The organism is Yersinia vastinensis, assembly GCF_902726565.1.
Taxonomy (GTDB): Bacteria; Pseudomonadota; Gammaproteobacteria; order Enterobacterales; family Enterobacteriaceae; genus Yersinia; species Yersinia vastinensis.
Window position 1 is genome coordinate 144,611 of the sequence record NZ_CACVAF010000001.1, and the last position, 21,416, is coordinate 166,026.

Genomic DNA, 21,416 nt, shown 5'->3' on the forward strand with positions numbered 1-21,416 from the left:
ACCAAGTGAGCTCGCGATATGTGCGTAAGCGCGGGGTTGTCAAGGGTGTGTGCGCTCACACACTCTTGACCGGTTGTGGCTCGCGAAGTTAAGTAAACAGAAATGCTTTAACAACCGAACTTGATTACCATCACTAAACTCTTGTGGTCTTGCCTCCAAATCACGCCCCCAGTTTCAATGCGGGTAGCTGGGAAAAGATACTGATCAGACCTTCACCCCAGCCTTTGCGGATCATCATAAAATAAGGGTGATCTTCGGTGATCCGATACTGTTGATCGGTGCTGAAACTGTTGATTGGGTAGATCATCACATCCAGTGGTAACCCGACCGACAAATTACTACGTAAGGTCGAATCCATTGAGATCAACGCGCACTGCATCGCTTGATCCAAGGGGGTATCGTAGCCCAATACGCGATCAATAATTGGCTTACCATACTTGCTTTCGCCAATCTGAAAATAGGGCGTATCCTGTGTGGCTTCAATGAAATTACCTTGTGGGTAAATATGAAATAGCCGCGAGCCTTCGCCTTTAATCTGACCACCTAACAATAGGTTACAGTTAAAATCTGTTCCGCCACTGTTTTGCTGTGCGCCACTGTCACGGTTAATGACTTCTCTTACTGTCTCACCCAATAAAGTAGCCGCGTCGTACAGTGAATGTACATTCATCAGGTTCGTTTGTTCCGGGTCCAGACAGCGGCGCTGTAGCAGACTGATAATGCTCTGTGTGGTGGCCAGATTACCTGCGCTTTGCACGACCAGCGTCCGTTCGCCATCCTGCTGAAAGAGATGCAATTTTCGGAATGTGGAAATATGATCCACTCCGGCATTGGTCCGGGAATCTGAAGCAAACACTAACCCGGACGACAGTCGCATGGCCACACAGTAGGTCATAACACAGTATCCTTAGAGCCGAGTTATTGCGACATATCGTGTCGCGGACGAGATAACATATGCACAGCTGCAATAGTTTGCATATCTTCATAGCCACCACCACGGCGAATACCACGCACCGGGCAAGCGTCCAGATAATCGATACCCACAGCTAGCTTCAAATGCTGATTAGGTTTGCAGGTATTGTTGGTGACGTCAAAACTCTGCCAATGCCCATTTAGCCACACTTCCGCCCAAGCGTGAGTAGCGACATGGCTTGAGGACTCTGTATAAAGATAGCCGCTGACGTAACGTGCCGGGATATTTAAACTTCGACAACAGGCAAGAAAGACGTGAGTGTGATCCTGACAGACCCCTTGTTCGGCAGCAAAAGCTTGAGCAGCACTGTCTTGCACAGTCGTAGTGCCCGGGCTGTAGGGCATTTTAGCCAACAATTCCCCCATCATTTGGGTTAGGCAATCCAATTGTGTTTCCCCACAGCTCATCCCCGGATAATAACTTAAAGCAAATTGGCGAATAGCAGCATCCGGTTGCGTCAGCGGGCTATGGCGTAGAAAAACCAATGGGGAGAGTGTATCTCCACTGTCATCTTCCACGTTATCTTCAATCTCGACTACCCCTTGGGCCTGAATAGTAATGGCCTGATGCGGCTTATCCAATGTCAGTACATGCAGTACATTACCAAAGGCATCGGTGGTGCAAATGGCGTCTTCCGGCAAGGTCAGTTGCCAAGATAAAATTCGCTGATGAGCCGAGTTCTGCGGCGTTAGACGTAAATATTGAGTGCTGTGCTGCACCAATTGAGCATAGGTGTAGTGGGTGCAGTGATCGACATTCAGTCTCATTGGACCTCCAGATAGGTTTGACGAATGCTGTCAGCGATAGCATTTATCTTGCCTAAAAAATCCATCAAATAGACGTGTAAGCCATCGGCCATCACATCCGTGATGCTGCTAAAACGCAGCTCGGCAAGCAAAATACTGACCAACCGTCGGGGGTGGTTTGCGGCCCCACCAATCAATGCCAACTGCTGTTCCATATCATTGATACAAGCCAACAGAGAGCGGGGGATTTCATTGCGTAAAATCAGTAGCTCAGCAATGGCCTCTCGACTCAGTTGTTGTTTATACAAGCTGTGGTATGCCTCGCGAGCACTGACTGCTCGCAACAGGGTGTCCATTCGGTAGTATTCGCGCACCGGGTCATCATCGTTATCCAATAATTGGTTTTTCACATCAAGCAGGCGGGCGGTACTGTCAGCTCGCTCAATCAAGGTGCCGAGGCGAATAAAATAGAGCGCATCGCTACGCAGCAACGTGCCATAGACTGCACCACGAAACAGGTGTGAGCGCTCTTTAACCCAGTCAAAAAAGGCATCAATTCCAGCGGCGCTGATCCCTTGGCGACGCCGCTGTTTCATTTCAATCCAAGTGGCATTTATGCTTTCCCATACCTCGGACGATAAACTGCCTCGCACTGCATGGGCGTTATTCCAAGCCATTTGTAAGCAACTGAAAATACTGCTGGGATTATGACTATCGAATACAAAAAAATTCAGCAGGTGAGTCATCGAAACCTGCGGATAGTGCTCGGCAAATAGCGTTTGAGTATTACTCAAGCTAAGGGGCACCAGTAAATCAAAATTTACCCGCGTGCTGGTGGGCATCATCGATAGTCTGTTAGTGACATCCAGAACGCGGGTGATGTTTTCTGCCCGTTCAAGATAGCGGGCCATCCAATAAAGCTCGCTGGCAGTTCGACTTAGCATGCATCATCCTCCAATACCCAGGTGTCCTTGGTTCCGCCGCCTTGCGAGGAGTTCACCACGAGTGACCCCGCGCCCAGTGCCACGCGTGTCAGGCCACCGGGAACTAAGCGGATCTCCGCACCTGATAGGGCGAAAGGGCGTAAGTCAATGTGACGAGGGGCTAGCCTATTGTTAACAAAGGTTGGGCAGGTAGAGAGGGCGAGAGTCTCTTGTGCAATGTAGTTTTGTGGTCGAGCCAGCAATAATTGGCGGAATTGAGCTATTTCAGCTTGTGTTGCCGCAGGGCCAATCAACATGCCATAGCCTCCGGCACCATGGACTTCTTTCACCACCATCTTCTCAAGGTTGGCTAATACATAAGAAAGTTCAGCAGGTTGGCGGCATTGCCAAGTGGGAACATTAGCTAAAATAGGCTCTTCGGAAAGATAAAAACGAATCATCTCCGGTACATAAGGATAGATAGATTTATCATCTGCCACACCAGTACCAATAGCATTAGCCAATACCACCCCGCCAGCGCGATAGACCGATAACAGGCCAGGAATCCCCAGCATGGAGTCTGGTCGGAAGGCAAGTGGGTCAAGAAAGGCATCATCCACTCGCCGATAGATGACATCAATCTTGCAGGGGCCGGCGGTGGTACGCATGAATACAGCTCCCTCTTTAACGAACAAGTCCGCACTTTCGACCAGTTCGACGCCCATTTGTTGTGCCAGAAAACTGTGCTCGAAATAGGCACTGTTAAAACGACCGGGGGTGAGTACCACTACGGTAGGCGAGTTAACGGGCGTACTTTCACGCAAGGTTTGCAACAGGTGGGAAGGGTAGCGCTCAACAGGTGCAATACGCTGTTCGGCAAACAGTTCCGGGTAGAGTCGCATCATCATTTTGCGATTCTCCAGCATATAAGAGACGCCGGATGGGGTACGCAGGTTATCCTCCAACACGTAGTAGAGACCATCGCTATTACGCACCATATCGACACCAATAATATGAGCGTAGATATCTCGGTGCAGATTTACGCCTTGCATGCAGGGTTGGTATTGGTCGTTTGCTAAAACTTGTTCTGCCGGAATAATGCCCGCTTTGAGAATATGTTGTTCGTGGTAAATATCATGCAGAAAAGCATTGAGCGCCTGAACACGTTGGCGAATGCCACGGTCAAGCATTTGCCATTCGCTGGCGGGAATAATGCGCGGCACACTGTCAAACGGGATTAATCGCTCTGCGCCGTCGTCGTCTCCATACACATTAAAGGTAATGCCCACCCGGTGAAACAGCAGCGCAGCTTCTTCGCGTTTGCGTGCAATGGTGAGCTGATCGGCCTGTTGCAGCCATTGCCAGTAGGCGTCGTAATGGCCGCGATGTTTCCCCTCAGCCAATAACATTTCATCGAAAAATCTGGATACGGAAAGGTCGATGTTCAGCATTCTCACCTCGCTAACAGAACAGACTGTCTTTGAGATTACGCATAAACTGTGCCAGCTCGTAAAGCAGGCAAAATAAGGGGGATTAGAGGGATTTCAGCACTATTAGGGTGCAATAAGTGAGCAGGGTGCTTTATTACTGAGCAGAAAATTGCCACATATTGCGTATTATGATCGGCAATAGCGCATAGGGAAAGGGCGGGGGAAAGTTGGATTGAATGGCTGGCAATCATATCACCAGCCATATGACATCGAGATTAACGACGTACTGCGATAGCTTCTATTTCGATTTTGACATCTTTTGGCAAACGGGCAACTTCAACGCATGAGCGCGCAGGGAATGGCGCATTATGCTCAGTAAAGAAAGCTTCGTAAGTCGCGTTTACGGTACTGAAATCATTCAGATCTTTAACAAACACAGTTGTTTTTACGATATCGGCAACTTTCAGACCCGCAGCTTCGACAATGGCTTTCACATTTTCCAGTGACTGACGCGCCTGAGCGGAGACGTCATCGGCAACCAGACCCGTTTTTGGATCAACCGGGATCTGGCCGGAAGTGATGATCATACTGCCCAGATCGACACCCTGAACATAAGGGCCGATAGCGGCAGGGGCAAGCTCAGTGCTGATAATGCGTGACATGTAGACTCCTGGTTTACGTAATGGTAGGGGTAAGAATTATCCCCACCATTATAAAGATGGGGGGGATTACAGCAACCTACTCACTCAGTTTGCTTTAGCCCGCCACTGTAAATATTGACGGGCAGCCATATTTATCTGAGCAATGGATTAATCTGCTTGAAGAACAACTTGATGATCGAACTCTTTTTCGCAATATTTGCATTTAAGGTAGATCTCACCCTGCTTGGCAGTCACTTTGAAGCTGGAATCTACCGGCTCGTTATGGCTAATACAGTTACTGTTAGGGCAGGTGAGTACCGCATCAATATGTTCTGGTAGGCTAAGGGTTAGCTTTTTCACAACTTCATAGTTGTCGATACGGTTAACTGTCGCATCTGGTGCATACATTGCCAATTGGTTGGCTTGCTGCTCTGTCAGGAAAGTATTTTCTATTTTAATCAAATCTTTACGGCCTGAGCGTTTAGACGGTAAATTTAGCCCAATAGTGATGCGTTGATCAGTTGCGGTCAGTTTGAACAACGATAACAATTTGAACCCGATTTGCGCCGGAATATGGTCAATCACAGTGCCACATTTAATCGCTTCAACCTGTAGTTTATAATCCTGAGTCATGTTCAATTCCCCCTTACAGAGCTAATTCTTCGTTTAATACCAGTGCCAACAGCGCCTGACGTGCAAAAATCCCATTACCTGCTTGTTGGAAATAGTAGGCATAAGGGGTTTTGTCGACATCCGTGGTAATTTCATCAATACGCGGTAGCGGATGCAGCACTTTGAGATTATCTCGCGCTCCATTCAAATCAGCGGCGCGTAGGACGAACTGTGCTTTGACATTGGCGTACTCTGATGGGTCAAGGCGCTCTTTTTGTACGCGGGTCATATAGAGAATGTCCAACTCAGGCACCACTTCTTCAATGCTTTCGTGCAGGCTGTATTCAATGCCTTTTTCTTCCAGCATTTGCAGGATATAAGCCGGCATTGCCAGAGCATCTGGGGCAATAAAGAAGAAACGGTTACCATTGAATTTAGCCAGTGCTTGCGTTAACGAATGCACAGTGCGGCCATATTTCAGGTCACCGACCATGGCGATATTGATGTTATCCAGCCGCCCTTGAGTTTCTTGGATAGTGAATAAATCGAGCAGTGTTTGAGTTGGGTGCTGGTTTGCGCCGTCACCGGCATTGACGACGGGAACATGGCCAGAGAATTGAGCCGCCAGACGGGAAGCACCTTCTTGCGGGTGACGCATGACGATGGCATCAACATAAGTGCTGATAACAGACATGGTATCGGCTAGCGTTTCCCCTTTTTTCCCCAGCGAAGTATTGCTGCTGTCAGAAAAGCCGACGACTGAGGCACCGAGCCGGTGAATAGAGGTTTCAAACGACAAACGAGTGCGGGTGGAGGCTTCAAAAAAGCAACTGGCGATCACTTTATGTTTTAACAACTCAGGTTGCGGATGACTTTTCAGACTGGCGGCAGTACGCAGCACCAGTTCCAGTTCCTCGCGGCATAAGTCGTTAATTGAGATGATGTGCTTGTGATACAACGGGTTGGCCATTTTCGCTCTCCTCTGCGGCTGCCCGTGATCTCGGGCACCTTAATTTTTAATCAGTTGTAATGATGTTGAATTTGGCACCGATCAACAGACAAAAAAAAGCCCCTCAATGAGGGGCCTTACAGGATCGGTTTAGCAACAGGAGAAAGAACGGCAGTTGGCTGCCTGCTGGCAGGCCATTTTGTCGACCATCGATAGGGTCATTTTCAACAAAACGCGCTTGGCTTTTCATCATATCTCCCGGCAAATTGTGGCGAATTATACTCGCGTGTGATTTCTCTGCAAGGGGAAAAGGCCGCATTTTTTATGATTAGCAAACGATTACTTAGTATGTTTTGATTTTAAATATATTTAATGAAGGAGAGAGGGAAGACCGGATATTAGATATTGGATCAGGTTTCGGTTGATATTCGTTCTGTGATTACCTGTTTCCCGCAGCCTCAACCGAGCTAAAGGGCAGGCCGGCCCTCGTGTCCCTACAGATTGCGCGAAAGATGGCTGCTTTCGCAGTGCTCTCCGGCAGTTACAGAGGCTGTCTTGCTCCAAGCTCGACAGCGCCTTTGCCGACAAGACTTAATCCTCATCAAACCCTGAGTTGAACAACTCAATAACCGCAGCGAGCGCTTGAATTTCATCAGGCCCGGTGGCTTCCACTTCAATCTGGCGGCCTTTTGCAGAATCAAGCATCAGCAGCGCAATCACGCTGCTGGCTTCTGCTTCAGTACCACTGTCATTACGTAACATCACTTCAGCATCAAAACTCTGAACCAGCTCGAACAATTTCATCGCGGGTCTGGCATGCATTCCCAACTTGTTTTTGATCTCAACGGTCTGTTTGACGGTCATTATTTACGCTTTTCCAGGGTGCGATGGCGTGACTGGACGTTTTTGCCGCGAGCGCGGAAATAATCGGCCAGTTGTTCAGCGACATAGACTGAGCGGTGTTTACCGCCGGTACAGCCAATAGCAACAGTCAGATAACTGCGGTTATTGGTTTCCAGCATCGGTAACCACAATTCCAGATAGCTGCGGGTCTGATAAATAAAGTTATGGACTTCAGTATGGCGATCAAGGAAGGAGATGACGGGCTTATCCAAACCTGTCATTGGACGTAATTTCGGGTCCCAGTGTGGGTTTGGCAAGAAGCGAACATCAAATACATAATCTGCATCAATAGGAATGCCGTGTTTAAAGCCAAAGGATTCAAACACCATAGTCAACTCGCGCTCACGTTTACCCAGCAGACGGGTTCGCAGCATCTCCGCTAACTCATGCACTGACATTTCTGACGTATCAATAATCAGATCAGCCCGTGAGCGCAATGGCTCCAGTAGGGCACTTTCTTCATCAATGGCACTTTCTAATGACAGATTTTTGGTCGACAGTGGGTGCAGGCGACGGGTGTCACTATAGCGACGAATCAGGGTATTGCGATCAGCATCCAAAAACAGCAACTGTGGTGAAAAGCTCTCTGGCAGTTGAGTCATGGCATGTTCAAATACCTCAGGAGATTCAGGCATATTACGCACGTCAATGCTCACTGCGGCGGAGATATTCCTCTCGGCAAGTGTGCTTGCCAATTGCGGCAACAAAACCACAGGCAAGTTATCAACGCAATAAAAGCCCATATCTTCCAATGCGCGCAAAGCAACAGACTTCCCTGAACCGGAACGGCCGCTGACAATCATCAGCACCATGTGAGTGACTCCCCTATCTTATGTGCCCTGCGTACTTGAAGTGCAGGGTGTTAGCTGTGCTCTTTCACCCGAATCACTGACTTGAGTAAGCTCATCGGGACTCATTTGCTTGCTGCCTACCCGCGACTCCAATGACTTTGGGCAATATCCTGCATACTTGAAGTGCAGGGTGTTTCACGCGATTACGCTGTCTCTGGCGGTAATTCAGTCATTATTTGATAAAGCTCTTCATCACTTTGTGCTGCTCGTAGACGGCGACACACTGTTTTATCAGCTAATCTCTTGGCCACTAAAGATAAAGTGTGTAAGTGAGTTTTACATTGATCTGCTGGAACCAACAAGGCAAATAATAGGTCAACCGGTTGGTTATCAATCGCATCGAAAGCAATAGGTTGCTCCAGACGGATAAATACGCCCACAGCACGTAATGTATCTTCTTCCAACTTGCCATGAGGTATCGCGATACCACTGCCAATGCCAGTGCTGCCCATACGTTCGCGGGTTAATACAGCATCGAAAACGATCTGTGAGGGCAGGTTAAGCTGTTTGGCAGCTAACTCGCTGATAATTTCCAAAGCCCGTTTTTTACTTGAGCAATGTACGGAGCTTTTGGTGCACTCGATATTTAATACCGAGCTTAATTGCAATGCTGGATCGTTGATCATCTCATCTTTCACTTAAGCGCTGTTTTAGACCTGATGCCAGCGGGGAATTTATCTCCACCGCTGGCTCAGGCTATGTAGCGAGTGTAGAACCTTTATTGGTGAATTTCAGCTACAAGGATTCTTAATGTTGTTTCAATTTATCTTTATGTTTGTTCAACTGGCGGGCCAGTTTATCAACCAAAATATCAATGGCAGCGTACATATCCTCCTGCTCTGAACTAGCGTGCAACTCGCCTCCATTCACATGTACCGTGGCTTCTGCAATTTGTTTTACTTTTTCGACACTTAAAACCACATACACTTGGTTAATTCGATCAAAATATTGCTCAAGTTTGGCAAATTTAGTGGTAACAAACTCGCGTAATGCTTCGGTTATTTCGACATGATGTCCGGTAATATTGAGCTGCATAGTGTCTTCCTTCTCAGTTCAGGTCAAACCAACTGTTTACGCTGATTCGACGGCGGGATGGATAACGACTCTCGGTACTTTGCGACAGTTCGCCGTGCCACCATAATGCCTTGTTCACATAATAGTGTGGTCAGCTTGCTGTCACTAAGTGGTTTGGCAGGGTTTTCTGCCGCAACCAATTTTTTCACCAGTGCACGAATGGCAGTAGAGGAAGCTTCACCTCCGCTTTCTGTGTTGACGTGACTGGAGAAGAAATATTTCAGCTCGAAAATACCCCGAGGACTGTGCAGGAACTTCTGCGTGGTCACACGGGAAATTGTCGATTCATGCATATCCACGGCCTGAGCAATGTCTGCCAGTACCATAGGTTTCATAAATTCAGGCCCATTCTCAAAAAATGCGACTTGCTGCTCGACAATGCAACGCGCTACTTTCAGCAGCGTTTCATTACGGCTTTCAAGGCTTTTTATCAGCCATTTCGCCTCTTGCAGATTGCTACGGATAAACTGCCCATCGCTATCATTACGGGTGTTGCTGCCCATTGCTGCATATTGCTGATTAATTTTCAGGCGTGGAATGCTATCGGCATTCAGCTCGACCGTCCAGTGTCCTTTGTCTTTACGTACCAGAACATCCGGAATGACATACTCGGATTCCCCGGTATTGATAGATTGACCTGGGCGCGGGTCCAGTGACTGAATCAGGGCGATTGCTTCTTTAAGTGTATCTTCTTTTAGCCGACTTAAGCGGATCATCGTGCGGAAATCATGGTTACCCAGCAAGTCCAGATATTCACTGATAATTAAGCGTGCTTCGGCAAGATAAGGCGTGTCTTTGGTATATTGTGATAACTGAACCAGCAAACATTCACGTAGGTTACGAGCAGCAACACCAATAGGATCAAAGTGTTGTATCCGTTTAAGCACGGCCTCGACTTCATCCAGCGCAACGTTCTCATCCCCCATGCTTTCCAGAATATCTTCCAGTGGAACAGTGAGATAGCCGGTGTCATCCACCGCATCAACAATAGAGGTTGCTATCGCGGCATCTGTTTCGGAGAAAGGGGTTAAATCCACTTGCCACATCAGATAATCTTGCAGCGTTTGGGTGGTTTCCCCCTGATAGACCGGCAGTTCGTCATCACTGTAATCATTGCCCATACCTGATGGCGTACCTGCGGTGTAAATCTCATCCCAGGTGGCATCCAACGGCAACTCTTCCGGCATATCTTTTTGTTCTAGCGCCTCGCGAGTATCAAGCGATTCACTGTCTACCGTTTCTTTAGCATCTATTTCTTCATGAAGATCAGTCTGCTCAAGCAGGGGGTTGCTCTCCAGCGCTAACTGAATCTCCTGTTGGAGTTCAAGTGTAGAGAGCTGCAGCAAGCGAATTGCCTGCTGTAGCTGCGGAGTCATTGCCAGTTGTTGGCTGAACTTGAGTTGCAAACCTTGCTTCATAATACGGTATCAATTTTCCTTAATGGATGACGAAACGTCTTTCGAGTGAAAATTAGAGCCGGAACTCTTCACCCAAATAAACACGTTTAACTTGTTCGTCAGCCAAAATTTCCTGTGGTGTGCCGTGAGCAATTAGATGCCCTTGGCTTACAATATAAGCCCGTTCACAAACGTCTAGTGTTTCACGCACGTTATGATCGGTAATCAGGACGCCGAGCCCGCTGTCACGCAGATGCTCAATAATTTTTTTAATATCAATAACAGAGATCGGATCAACCCCGGCAAAAGGCTCATCCAACAAGATAAATTTAGGATTTGCCGCCAGCGCACGGGCGATTTCTACACGGCGACGTTCACCACCGGAAAGCGACTGGCCTAGACTGTCACGTAAATGAGTAATATGGAACTCTTCCATTAACTCTTCTGCGCGCTCTTGGCGTTGCTCAGACGAAAGGTCTTTACGGATTTCCAGTACCGCCATCAGATTGTTAAACACACTCAGGCGGCGGAAGATAGAGGCTTCTTGCGGCAAGTAACCAATCCCGCGCAGGGCGCGTTCATGCAGTGGCAAGAGGCTGATATCTTCCTCATCAATCACAATACGCCCGGCGTCACGTTGGACAATGCCGACGACCATATAAAAAGTGGTGGTTTTACCCGCACCATTCGGCCCAAGCAGGCCGACAATTTCACCGGACTTCACTTTCAGGCTAACGTCTTCGACCACTTTACGGCCTTTGTACGCCTTAGCCAGTTTTTCTGCGATTAATGTTGCCATAAATGATTACTTACTCTTTTTTTGGCCTGATGCTGCTGGCCCTTTGTCTTGTAATTGGGACGGTAATAGCACGGTTGTGACGCGGTTGCCTTTATTACTGAAGGCTTCCATCTGCTGTTTTTTCACCAGATAAGTGATGCGATCACCTTTAATATTGCTATCAAGCTGCTCCAGATAAGCATCACCGGTCAAGATGACCAGATCGTTAGCGACTTCGTAACGCAGCTTCTGGCCGTGGCCTTTGACAGGTTTACCGCTATCTTGCATCTGATAGAAGGTGACGGGGTTACCGAAACCTTCGATGACCATTTTGTTTTGATCCCCTCCGGGGCGAGTCACCACAACTTTATCAGCTTTAATCTCAATGGTGCCTTGCTTGATAACCACATTATCAGTAAATGTGACGGTATTCGCGGCCATATCTAACGCTTGTTTGACCGAATCGACCAGAACAGGCTGGTCCGAATCGCCGGTCAAAGCCAATGCAGGCAAACTTGCGGCCAAAAGCGAACTGGCAAGCAAAAAATGGCGAATTTTATTTTTGGATTTCATAAGAGGTTTTAACCTTTTCAATCAGCTCGGCGGTTTTATCCCGCAAGTTCCCACGCATTTTCATGCCGTTAGATGTAAATCCAACACCAAAGAGGGTAACTTCATCGTCTGAGGATACATCCTGAGTGATCAAATTAACCTGGGCGTTATCAGTTTTAATTTTTTGTAACTGGGCATCTGGGGTCAGGCTATCAACCTCAACATGACCATACAAATAAAGCATCTTATCATTGGTCAGCTTGGCGCGGTCTGCCCGTACTGTCCAAGTGGCGACAGCATTCTCGTCAAACATGGTCATGACGGGTCTGGTGAACCATGTTAGTTCTTGCGTACTAAAGTTCTGAACCTCTTCAGCCACCAATTTATAGCTTAGTTGCCCGACCGGATTAAAAACCACCGTCACCGTATGCTGGCTTTGTGAAGAAGGTTCGTTATCATCAGCGACTATTTGGCTACTCTGCTGATTAAAGCCAGACATATTCCAGCCAATGAGTGCCAAAGCAATCAGTGCTAAGGATATCGTTATCCATAGTCTTGTTTTACTCATATCGACAATCCTTTGGCACCGTCGAGTTTACCTTGGGCCAATAATATCAAATCGCATATCTCGCGTACTGCACCGCGCCCGCCATTGATCTGCGTAACATAATGCGCCTTGGGAATGAGCAGTGGATGGGCATCCGCCACGGCGACAGATAACCCAACTTCCGCCATCACAGGCCAATCAATCAGGTCATCACCAATATAAGCCACCTGTTCAGGCGAGCATTTTAATGTTTTCAATAATTCTTTATAAGCGATCAGCTTATCAGATTGCCCTTGATAAAGGTGGGTAATCCCTAAGGTATTGGCGCGGTCTTCTACTAATTTTGCGCGGCGACCAGTAATAATAGCCACTTCAACCCCTGAGGTTATCAGGCAGCGGATACCATAGCCATCACGCACGTTGAAAGCTTTCAGCTCTTCGCCCTGATTACCCATATAAATCAGGCCATCAGACATGACGCCATCAACATCACAAATCAGTAGACGAATATTTTCCGCGCGTTGCATGACGCTGCTCGCTACTGGCCCATAGCATGTGTCCTGATAAACATTACTGCTCATAACTTACCCTTAATTAAACCACTCCGGCTCTCAGCATGTCGTGCATATGCACCACGCCCAGCAATTGATCACCGTCGGCGACTAACACCGCGGTAATATGACGTGACTCCATCAGATTAAGTGCATCGACCGCCAACATTGTTGGCCGAACCCGAATACCGCCACTGGTCATCACATCGGCGATTTTCGCATTATTCAAGTCCACACCCATATCGAATACCCGGCGTAAGTCACCGTCGGTAAAGATACCTTTAATCATCATCAAGTCGTCACAAATGACAGTTAAACCCAGATTTTTCCGAGTAATCTCCAATAAGGCATCGCGCAATGAGGCATCGGGGCTGACATGTGGAATATCTGCGCCAGTGTGCATGATATCGCTGATACGTAATAGCAGTTTACGCCCCAGTGCACCACCGGGATGAGACAGTGCAAAATCTTCTTGAGTGAAGCCCCGCGCCTGCAAGAGTGCAACGGCGAGGGCATCACCCATCACTAATGTGGCGGTAGTGCTGGTAGTGGGTGCCAGTCCTAACGGGCATGCCTCTTGTGGCACTTTAATACACAAATGAATATCGGCGGCTTTGCCCATGGTGCTTTCTGGATTATTACTCATGCAGATAAGCTGGATTTTCTGGCGTTTGAGCACCGGAATCAAGGCGAGAATTTCGTTGGACTCGCCCGAATTGGAAATGGCTAACACAATATCTTGTGGTGTGATCATGCCCAAATCGCCATGACTGGCTTCACCGGGATGGACAAAGAATGACGGCGTGCCCGTGCTAGCAAAGGTTGCGGCAATTTTGCACCCAATATGGCCCGACTTTCCCATCCCCATAACGACAACTTTGCCGTGGCAATTAAATATTGCCTCGCAGGCTTGGGTAAAATCGTCATTAATGTATTGATCGAGCTGTGCCAGACCTTCGCGCTCAATCTGTAGTACTTGTTTACCCGCCTGCTGAAAATCCACCCTTGGTTGTGAATCCACAACTGATTGTGAATTAACATCCGGCTGTAAATTAGAAGAAGACATACTTGGTTCCCGCTCAATGCTAAATTTTGATAAGCAACATGGGTTACGCTGCGCTTAAGGGCACCCAAAACAGTACCGCCAGATACGCGATAAACCCACATAATAACAGAGCGCCCGCCACATGACCGATTCTATGTTTACGCCCCAGGCAAAGAACGGTAAATATCACACTGACACCGAGCATGACCCAGTAATCACGCTGGAACGCCTCGGGGTTGATATCCCCCGGAGAGAGCAGTGCGGGAACACCAAGCACAATCACAATATTAAAAATATTTGAGCCGATGATATTGCCCACCGCCATATCATTTTCCCCTTTCATTGCGCCGGCAATGAAAGTTGCTAATTCTGGCAAACTGGTTCCGATGGCAATCACGGTCAGCCCGATAACCAATTCACTGACACCCGCGACTCGGGCAATGACAGTGGCATTGTCGATAATCATTTTGGCCGAGAGTGGCAAAATAATGAATGCCAGTACCAACCACAATAATGCAACGGTATTGCTGCTGTCCTGAGGTAATTCCGCTAGCTGTTCACGGGTCAGAATGTCATTCCCCTCCGCATGGGCCAAACGTGCAATTTTTAGCATCAGGATAATAAAAGCCGCCGCGGCAAACAGTAAAATGACCCCATCTCCACGACTGAGATGATTATCTGCCAGCAGAAGACCACACAGCACCGTCACGACCAACATTAAAGGTAACTCACGACGTAAAATCTCAGAACGCACAGTCAGTGGGCGTATCAGGGCCGCGCCGCCAATAATCAATAACAGATTAGTAATATTGGAACCCAGCACATTGCCAACAGCCATATCAGTTTGGTTATTCAGGGCCGCAGTGACCGACACAATCAGTTCTGGCAATGAGGTGCCAATGCCGACGATGGTCATCCCGATAATCAGTGGCGGAATGCCGAGAGAACGGGATAACACAGCCGCGCCATAGACTAATCGATCAGCGCCGTATACGAGGAGAACCAATCCAATGATTAATAGTGTTATCGCAAGAAACATGCAGAGTCCTTTATTAGGTATAATCCCGGTCCGTTGGCAAAAATCACTGAAAATGCTTTACGTTTACATCCTAATTTTGACTGTGAGTGCCAGAAAAGTAAAACTTATGGCAACTTTGGCTACGAAAAAGCGTTAATAAGTTGCCAAAATACTTCCCAATTGCGCTCATTGCCGCTATTTGCTGTAGCATTGGCGGGTATATGAGTCACGAAAGGCCTAAGGGACAAATGATAATGAACCAACTGGCGCCGAATTTAATCGAGATCCGCGGGATGAGTTTTACCCGTGGCGAGCGTCCGATATTTACCGATATCAACATGACCGTCCCCCGTGGCAAAGTCACTGCGATTATGGGGCCGTCAGGGATCGGTAAAACCACATTGTTGCGCCTGATTGGCGGGCAATTGGCTCCAGATAGCGGTGAAATCTGGTTCGATGGTGATAATATTCCTACGCTTTCACGCCAGCGTTTGTATGATGTTCGCAAAAAAATGAGCATGCTGTTTCAATCTGGCGCGTTATTTACCGATTTAACCGTATTTGAGAACGTTGCTTTTCCATTACGTGAGCATAGTCATTTGCCGGAAGAGTTGCTGCACAGCACCGTGATGATGAAGCTAGAAGCGGTGGGGTTGCGGGGGGCCGCCAACTTGATGCCTGCAGAGCTTTCAGGTGGTATGGCGCGTCGTGCTGCCTTGGCGCGGGCAATTGCTCTTGATCCTGAACTCATTATGTTTGATGAGCCTTTTGTCGGCCAAGATCCTATTACCATGGGAGTGCTGGTAAAACTGATTGATGAGCTAAATCATGCGCTAGGCGTCACCTGTGTGGTGGTTTCCCATGATGTGCCTGAAGTACTCAGTATTGCTGATTATGCATATATTGTTGCCGATCAGCATGTTATTGCTGAAGGAACACCTGAGCAATTACAAGTCAATGACGATAGGCGAGTGCGTCAGTTCCTCGATGGTATTGCCGACGGGCCGGTGCCTTTCCGTTTCCCCGCAGGGGATTATAAAACCGAGCTATTAGGTTGATGGAGTATTCATGTTAGTACAGGCATTAGCGTCTTTAGGTCGCCGGGGCATTAATGTCTGCGCCTCCTTTGGTCGCGCAGGTTTAATGTTGTTCAATGCGCTGGTTGGGCGACCTGAACCGCGGAAACAGTGGCCGTTGCTGGTCAAGCAACTGTATAGCGTTGGGGTGCAATCCTTACTGATCATCGTGGTTTCCGGCCTGTTTATCGGCATGGTTCTGGGATTGCAGGGCTTTTTGATTCTCACGACCTACAGTGCAGAAGCCAGTCTTGGGATGATGGTCTCTTTATCACTGTTACGTGAGCTAGGGCCGGTCGTGACGGCACTGCTATTTGCCGGTCGAGCCGGGTCTGCCTTGACGGCAGAAATTGGCCTGATGAAAGCCACTGAACAGATTTCTAGCTTAGAAATGATGGCAATTGACCCCCTTCGGCGTGTTGTTGCTCCTCGTTTTTGGGCGGGTCTTATCAGCATGCCATTGCTGACGGCTATCTTTGTCGCTGTGGGTATTTGGGGCGGCTCGGTAGTCGGTGTTGACTGGAAAGGGATAGATGGCGGGTTCTTCTGGTCGGCGATGCAAAGTGCCGTTGAATGGCGAACAGATTTACTGAATTGCCTGATTAAGAGTCTGGTATTTGCTATTACCGTGACCTGGATTGCGCTGTTCAATGGTTATGATGCGGTCCCAACATCTGAAGGGATTAGCCGGGCAACGACCCGTACTGTGGTGCATTCGTCACTGGCGGTATTGGGATTAGATTTTGTGCTGACAGCACTGATGTTTGGGAACTGAGTCGATGCAAACGAAGAAAAGTGAAGTCTGGGTCGGAGTGTTTATACTGATTGCTATTCTGGCTATCGTATTCCTCTGCCTGAAAGTTGCGGATATCAAATCAGTGGGCAACCAGCCAACTTACCGAATTTACGCAAACTTTGACAATATTGGTGGCCTGAAAACTAATTCACCGGTCAAAATTGGCGGTGTGGTGGTTGGGCGGGTGGCAGATATCACCCTCGACACTAAAAATTACAGCCCGCGTGTGGCGATAGATATACAGCAACGCTATAACCATATCCCAGACACCAGTTCATTGGCGGTACGTACTTCCGGGTTATTGGGGGAACAGTTTTTGGCGTTGAATGTCGGTTTTGAAGACCCTGATATGGGGACGAGTATTTTGAAAGATGGCGGCGTTATTCAAGACACCAAATCGGCATTAGTTCTGGAAGACTTGATCGGCCAGTTCTTGTACAAAAGCGGCGGTGATGGTAATTCTGACGCACCAGCAAGTGAGCCGGCAACACCAACAGTTGCGGCACCGGCCACTGCAACTCAACATCCTTAAGAGGGTATCTGAATGTTTAAACGCTTACTTATGATCGCCTTGTTAGTGGTTGCTCCGTTGGCAAATGCTGTCGATCAAACTAACCCATACCGTCTGATGGATGAAGCCGCGCAAAGAACTTTCACGCGCCTGAAAACCGAGCAGCCAAAGATTAAGCAGAACCCTGACTATCTGCGCACCATCGTGCGTGAAGAATTGTTGCCGTTTGTCCAGATTAAATATGCGGGGGCACTGGTGCTGGGAAGTTATTACAAAGGTGCCACACCAGCGCAGCGCGAAGCGTATTTCAATGCCTTCAGTCAATATCTGGAGCAAGCCTATGGTCAGGCATTGGCGTTGTATCACGGTCAAACTTACGACGTAGCACCCGATCAACCGCTGGGTGATGCCAATATTGTCGCCATTCGCGTTACTATCTTCGACCCTAATGGCCGCCCACCAGTGCGTTTAGATTTCCAGTGGCGTAAAAATAGCCAAACAGGTGCCTGGCAGGCCTATGACATGATAGCTGAAGGGGTCAGCATGATCAGCACCAAGCAGAATGAGTGGGCTTCCATCCTGCGCCAGAAAGGTGTTGATGGCTTGACTCAACAACTGCTGGCGGCGGCGAAGCAGCCGATCACATTAGATAAACAGTAATGATGGATATTATGGCGGACGCACTGAGCTGGCAGTCGCAGCAAGAAACGCTGGTACTGCGAGGTGAATTAGATCGTGAAACGCTGTTACCGTTGTGGCAACAGCGTGAAGCCTTGTTGGCGGATAAGACGCGTATTGATGTCAGTCAATTGCAGCGCGTCGATTCATCCGGTCTGGCGCTGCTTGTTCATTTTCGTGAATTGCGTAGCAAGCAGGGTGTTTCATTGGCGATTACTGGTGTCAGTGACCGGCTATCAACCTTGATTGATCTGTACAACCTTCGGCAAGTCATACCGGTGGAAGAGGTTAACTCAATGAAATCGGCTAGCGTATAGTCATTGAATTTAAGGCGGCCCTCTGTGGTGTCGCCAATCTCTGAAGCAAAAACACAGTTTTTTAAAAAACTAAAGTTTTCAAGCCCCTGTGCGTAATAGCAAAACAGGGGCTTTTCTTTAGTTTCAGAGAAAGCCGTATTCCACTAATATGTTCAGCTGATTACTATCCCTTTAAAATAGAATGAATCTTATGGATACCAACGAAATTAAAGACGTGCTGATGCAAGCATTAGCATTACAAGAAGCGCATGTTACTGGTGACGGCAGCCACTTTCAGGTGATTGCTGTGGGTGAGCTATTTGCCGATATGAGCCGGGTGAAAAAACAGCAAGCTGTGTATGCGCCTTTGATGGAGTATATCGCTGATAACCGTATTCATGCCTTATCCATTAAGGCCTATACGCCACAAGAGTGGCAGCGGGATCGCAAACTAAACGGCTTTTAATGCTGTTGGCTCCAAAATTGTCTAGCGGTCTGTTAGGCGGTTTCTAAAGCGGGCAGTGAATTCGAATTTGACAACAGAGAGTGGTCACAATGGATAAGTTTCGTGTGCAGGGGCGGACTCGCCTGAGCGGTGAAGTCACTATTTCCGGAGCGAAAAACGCCGCATTGCCTATATTGTTCGCGGCGTTGTTGGCTGAAGAGCCGGTAGAGTTGCAAAATGTCCCAAAGCTAAAAGACATTGATACCACCATTAAATTACTTAGCCAATTAGGGACCAAAATTGAGCGTGATGCTTCAGGCTCTGTTTTTGTTGATGCCAGCGGTGTGGATGAGTTCTGTGCACCTTATGACTTGGTGAAAACCATGCGTGCTTCTATTTGGGCATTGGGGCCACTGGTTGCTCGCTTTGGTAAAGGGCAGGTGTCTCTACCGGGTGGTTGCGCTATCGGTGCCCGTCCAGTCGACTTGCATATCACCGGTTTGGAACAACTGGGCGCAGAAATCAAACTGGAAGAAGGCTACGTTAAAGCTTCCGTCAATGGTCGTCTGAAAGCCGCGCACATCGTGATGGACAAAGTCAGCGTTGGCGCGACCGTGACTATCATGAGTGCCGCAACCTTGGCAGAAGGGACCACGGTCATTGAGAACGCCGCTCGTGAGCCAGAAATTGTCGATACAGCCAATTTCTTGAATACATTGGGCGCGAAAATCACGGGTGCTGGCACTGACCGGATTACCATCGAGGGTGTTGCCCGTTTAGGTGGTGGCGTTTATCGTGTGCTGCCTGATCGTATTGAAACCGGCACATTCTTGGTTGCTGCTGCTATTTCTGGCGGTAAAGTGGTTTGCCGTCAGACTCGCCCAGATACGCTGGATGCTGTACTGGCTAAGTTACGTGAAGCCGGTGCTGATATTGAGATTGGCGAAGACTGGATCAGTTTGGACATGCACGGTCAGCGCCCTAAAGCCGTGACACTCCGTACTGCACCACACCCTGGTTTCCCAACCGATATGCAGGCGCAATTCAGCTTATTGAATTTAGTGGCTGAAGGTACGGGGGTTATCACTGAAACTATCTTTGAAAACCGTTTTATGCACGTGCCTGAACTGATTCGTATGGGCGCACATGCAGAAATCGAGAGCAATACCGTAATTTGCTATGGTGTAGAACAACTGTCCGGTGCTCAGGTCATGGCAACTGATCTGCGTGCTTCAGCCAGCTTGGTATTAGCGGGTTGTATCGCTGACGGGGTCACAATTGTTGACCGTATCTACCATATTGATCGTGGTTATGAAGGTATCGAAGATAAATTGCGTGCTTTAGGTGCCAAGATTGAGCGCGTAAAAGGCGAGTAAGATTTCTTTACTCACTGAATATACTGCAAAAAATGCCAGCCGACATTCTCAGGCTGGCATTTTTTATGGGGGTAGTGAGCGCGTTATCGAGAGCAGTGGCTGGGATTATGGTGCTGGTTGCTGCTGACCAAGGACTTCATTCTGGTCTAACTCGGTGATGGTAATTTGCGCTGTAACTTGTTGACCATTACGCAATAGCAGTACCGGGATCGTGGTGCCGGGGCGAATTTCAGCCACCTGATCCATCGTCTCTATCACGGATGTCGCAGGTTTGTTATTGACGCTCAGAATAATATCACCCACTTGTAAATCCGCATTCGCTGCCGGGCCGTTAGGGGATATTTTATTCACTTTGATGCCATGAATCCGATCGCCACCATTACCACTGGCATTGAATGGCGGGTATTCCTCACCGGTAATGCCAATATAGCCGCGGATGACTCGGCCATCACGAATCAGTTTTTCCATCACTTTAGTCGCCAGCGCCGTCGGGATAGCAAAACCAATGCCTTCTGGGGTTTCGCCGTTACTGCTTTTGTCAAAGGAGAGGGTATTAATCCCCATCAACTCGCCCAACGTATTTACCAACGCTCCGCCAGAATTTCCTTGGTTGATTGACGCATCAGTCTGGAGAAAGTTTTGCCGCCCGGAGTCACTTAAACCAATACGCCCGGTGGCGCTGATAATCCCCTGAGTCACCGTCTGCCCAAGGTTATAAGGGTTGCCGATGGCCAGCACCACATCACCAATATGGGGGGTGCGATTAATATTGATGGGAATGACGGGGAGGTTAACTGCATCGATTTTCAGCACCGCTAAATCAGTCAGATTATCCGAGCCGACCAGAAGGGCTTCCGATATTCGACCATTTTGTAATGCCACAATGATCTGTTCGGCGTTATTGATAACGTGTTTATTCGTCAGAATATAACCTTTATCACTCATGATAACGCCAGAGCCCAATGTCCGAATGGCTAACCCATCTTGAGTCGGGCTAAGGCTACGGTTATAGACATTAACAACCGCTGGAGCGGCCCGGCGCACGGCTTGGTTATAACTGGCGGGTGTCTCTTCATCTGCACTACTAGCGCTGCCGGAAAAAAAGTGACCCGGATTACGGAGCATAGGCATTGCGACCAGCAAGATGCCAGCAACAATTAGCCCCAAAATAATAGAACGCAATAGCTTAAGAAACATGAAGTTCAAGACATGAATGAATAGATAGCGCGAGGATAGCATGAGTTTGGC

At 48.3% G+C, this 21,416-nt stretch carries 27 protein-coding genes; 7 read left to right on the forward strand and 20 right to left on the reverse strand.

Features of this window, described 5'->3' with window-relative positions:
• Positions 1-160: 160 nt before the first annotated feature.
• The 19 genes from HUZ92_RS00605 to HUZ92_RS00690 form a co-directional block, all read right to left on the reverse strand.
• Positions 161-895 (reverse strand): proteasome-type protease, encoded by a 735-nt coding sequence (locus tag HUZ92_RS00605; RefSeq protein ID WP_050100616.1) that lies wholly within the window; start codon positions 893-895, stop codon positions 161-163.
• A gap of 23 nt (positions 896-918) precedes the next feature.
• Complete coding sequence (locus HUZ92_RS00610; RefSeq protein WP_050100618.1) at positions 919-1,740, reverse strand: transglutaminase family protein; 822 nt, start codon at positions 1,738-1,740, stop codon at positions 919-921.
• Positions 1,737-2,663, reverse strand: a complete 927-nt coding sequence (locus tag HUZ92_RS00615) for an alpha-E domain-containing protein (RefSeq protein ID WP_050100620.1) — start codon at positions 2,661-2,663, stop codon at positions 1,737-1,739. The genes HUZ92_RS00610 and HUZ92_RS00615 overlap by 4 nt, the downstream gene beginning before the upstream one ends.
• Entirely contained in the window at positions 2,657-4,093 is a 1,437-nt protein-coding gene (locus HUZ92_RS00620; protein WP_145580116.1) for a circularly permuted type 2 ATP-grasp protein, read from the reverse strand. Before HUZ92_RS00620 ends, HUZ92_RS00615 begins: the two co-directional genes overlap by 7 nt.
• A gap of 254 nt (positions 4,094-4,347) precedes the next feature.
• Positions 4,348-4,734 (reverse strand): 2-iminobutanoate/2-iminopropanoate deaminase, encoded by a 387-nt coding sequence (gene ridA, locus HUZ92_RS00625; RefSeq protein ID WP_050100626.1) that lies wholly within the window; start codon positions 4,732-4,734, stop codon positions 4,348-4,350.
• A 147-nt stretch (positions 4,735-4,881) separates the two neighbouring features.
• A complete protein-coding gene (pyrI, locus tag HUZ92_RS00630) occupies positions 4,882-5,346 on the reverse strand; it encodes an aspartate carbamoyltransferase regulatory subunit (protein WP_050100628.1) in 465 nt (154 codons plus the stop codon).
• A 13-nt stretch (positions 5,347-5,359) separates the two neighbouring features.
• On the reverse strand, positions 5,360-6,295 hold the full coding sequence (pyrB, locus tag HUZ92_RS00635; protein ID WP_050100631.1) for an aspartate carbamoyltransferase: 936 nt from the start codon (positions 6,293-6,295) through the stop codon (positions 5,360-5,362).
• 103 nt (positions 6,296-6,398) lie between these two features.
• Positions 6,399-6,527, reverse strand: a complete 129-nt coding sequence (locus HUZ92_RS20950; protein ID WP_260675798.1) for a hypothetical protein — start codon at positions 6,525-6,527, stop codon at positions 6,399-6,401.
• Positions 6,528-6,865: 338 nt separating this feature from the next.
• Positions 6,866-7,138, reverse strand: coding sequence for a PTS phosphocarrier protein NPr (gene npr, locus HUZ92_RS00640; protein ID WP_005162489.1), 273 nt, complete (start codon positions 7,136-7,138; stop codon positions 6,866-6,868).
• Entirely contained in the window at positions 7,138-7,989 is an 852-nt protein-coding gene (rapZ, locus tag HUZ92_RS00645; RefSeq protein ID WP_050100632.1) for an RNase adapter RapZ, read from the reverse strand. Before rapZ ends, npr begins: the two co-directional genes overlap by 1 nt.
• Positions 7,990-8,171: 182 nt before the next feature.
• Positions 8,172-8,654: a PTS IIA-like nitrogen regulatory protein PtsN gene (ptsN, locus tag HUZ92_RS00650; RefSeq protein ID WP_050100635.1), complete on the reverse strand. Its 483-nt coding sequence runs from the start codon at positions 8,652-8,654 to the stop codon at positions 8,172-8,174.
• A 121-nt stretch (positions 8,655-8,775) separates the two neighbouring features.
• A complete protein-coding gene (hpf, locus tag HUZ92_RS00655; RefSeq protein ID WP_004392031.1) occupies positions 8,776-9,063 on the reverse strand; it encodes a ribosome hibernation promoting factor in 288 nt (95 codons plus the stop codon).
• 23 nt (positions 9,064-9,086) lie between these two features.
• The gene (rpoN, locus tag HUZ92_RS00660) at positions 9,087-10,520 is read right to left on the reverse strand and encodes an RNA polymerase factor sigma-54 (protein WP_050100637.1); all 1,434 of its coding nucleotides are present in this window, start codon (positions 10,518-10,520) and stop codon (positions 9,087-9,089) included.
• Between the two features lie 52 nt (positions 10,521-10,572).
• Positions 10,573-11,298, reverse strand: a complete 726-nt coding sequence (lptB, locus tag HUZ92_RS00665; RefSeq protein ID WP_050100639.1) for an LPS export ABC transporter ATP-binding protein — start codon at positions 11,296-11,298, stop codon at positions 10,573-10,575.
• 6 nt (positions 11,299-11,304) lie between these two features.
• Positions 11,305-11,850, reverse strand: coding sequence for a lipopolysaccharide ABC transporter substrate-binding protein LptA (lptA, locus tag HUZ92_RS00670; RefSeq protein ID WP_032817008.1), 546 nt, complete (start codon positions 11,848-11,850; stop codon positions 11,305-11,307).
• Positions 11,834-12,397 carry an LPS export ABC transporter periplasmic protein LptC gene (gene lptC, locus HUZ92_RS00675; RefSeq protein WP_050140202.1) on the reverse strand — a complete coding sequence of 188 codons (564 nt, stop codon included), beginning with the start codon at positions 12,395-12,397 and terminating at the stop codon, positions 11,834-11,836. Before lptC ends, lptA begins: the two co-directional genes overlap by 17 nt.
• On the reverse strand, positions 12,394-12,957 hold the full coding sequence (kdsC, locus tag HUZ92_RS00680) for a 3-deoxy-manno-octulosonate-8-phosphatase KdsC (protein ID WP_050100644.1): 564 nt from the start codon (positions 12,955-12,957) through the stop codon (positions 12,394-12,396). The genes lptC and kdsC overlap by 4 nt, the downstream gene beginning before the upstream one ends.
• A 13-nt stretch (positions 12,958-12,970) precedes the next feature.
• Entirely contained in the window at positions 12,971-13,993 is a 1,023-nt protein-coding gene (kdsD, locus tag HUZ92_RS00685) for an arabinose-5-phosphate isomerase KdsD (RefSeq protein WP_050100645.1), read from the reverse strand.
• Between the two features lie 43 nt (positions 13,994-14,036).
• Positions 14,037-15,011, reverse strand: coding sequence for a calcium/sodium antiporter (locus HUZ92_RS00690; protein WP_050100647.1), 975 nt, complete (start codon positions 15,009-15,011; stop codon positions 14,037-14,039).
• A 233-nt stretch (positions 15,012-15,244) separates the two neighbouring features.
• On the opposite strand from HUZ92_RS00690, the gene mlaF reads away from it, so the two are divergent.
• The 7 genes from mlaF (at position 15,245) to murA (ending at position 20,168) form a co-directional block, all read left to right on the forward strand.
• Positions 15,245-16,048, forward strand: a complete 804-nt coding sequence (gene mlaF, locus HUZ92_RS00695) for a phospholipid ABC transporter ATP-binding protein MlaF (RefSeq protein ID WP_050100648.1) — start codon at positions 15,245-15,247, stop codon at positions 16,046-16,048.
• A gap of 10 nt (positions 16,049-16,058) precedes the next feature.
• The gene (mlaE, locus tag HUZ92_RS00700) at positions 16,059-16,841 is read left to right on the forward strand and encodes a lipid asymmetry maintenance ABC transporter permease subunit MlaE (RefSeq protein WP_005174247.1); all 783 of its coding nucleotides are present in this window, start codon (positions 16,059-16,061) and stop codon (positions 16,839-16,841) included.
• A 4-nt stretch (positions 16,842-16,845) separates the two neighbouring features.
• Positions 16,846-17,394, forward strand: coding sequence for an outer membrane lipid asymmetry maintenance protein MlaD (mlaD, locus tag HUZ92_RS00705; protein WP_050100649.1), 549 nt, complete (start codon positions 16,846-16,848; stop codon positions 17,392-17,394).
• Between the two features lie 12 nt (positions 17,395-17,406).
• Positions 17,407-18,033 carry a phospholipid-binding protein MlaC gene (gene mlaC, locus HUZ92_RS00710; protein WP_050100650.1) on the forward strand — a complete coding sequence of 209 codons (627 nt, stop codon included), beginning with the start codon at positions 17,407-17,409 and terminating at the stop codon, positions 18,031-18,033.
• 11 nt (positions 18,034-18,044) lie between these two features.
• On the forward strand, positions 18,045-18,368 hold the full coding sequence (gene mlaB, locus HUZ92_RS00715; RefSeq protein ID WP_050100761.1) for a lipid asymmetry maintenance protein MlaB: 324 nt from the start codon (positions 18,045-18,047) through the stop codon (positions 18,366-18,368).
• A gap of 190 nt (positions 18,369-18,558) precedes the next feature.
• On the forward strand, positions 18,559-18,813 hold the full coding sequence (ibaG, locus tag HUZ92_RS00720; protein ID WP_004710915.1) for a BolA family iron metabolism protein IbaG: 255 nt from the start codon (positions 18,559-18,561) through the stop codon (positions 18,811-18,813).
• 89 nt (positions 18,814-18,902) lie between these two features.
• Positions 18,903-20,168, forward strand: coding sequence for a UDP-N-acetylglucosamine 1-carboxyvinyltransferase (murA, locus tag HUZ92_RS00725; RefSeq protein ID WP_050100651.1), 1,266 nt, complete (start codon positions 18,903-18,905; stop codon positions 20,166-20,168).
• Positions 20,169-20,273: 105 nt separating this feature from the next.
• On the opposite strand, the gene degS is transcribed toward murA, so the two are convergent.
• On the reverse strand, positions 20,274-21,365 hold the full coding sequence (gene degS / locus HUZ92_RS00730; RefSeq protein WP_050100652.1) for an outer membrane-stress sensor serine endopeptidase DegS: 1,092 nt from the start codon (positions 21,363-21,365) through the stop codon (positions 20,274-20,276).
• Positions 21,366-21,416: the final 51 nt, after the last annotated feature.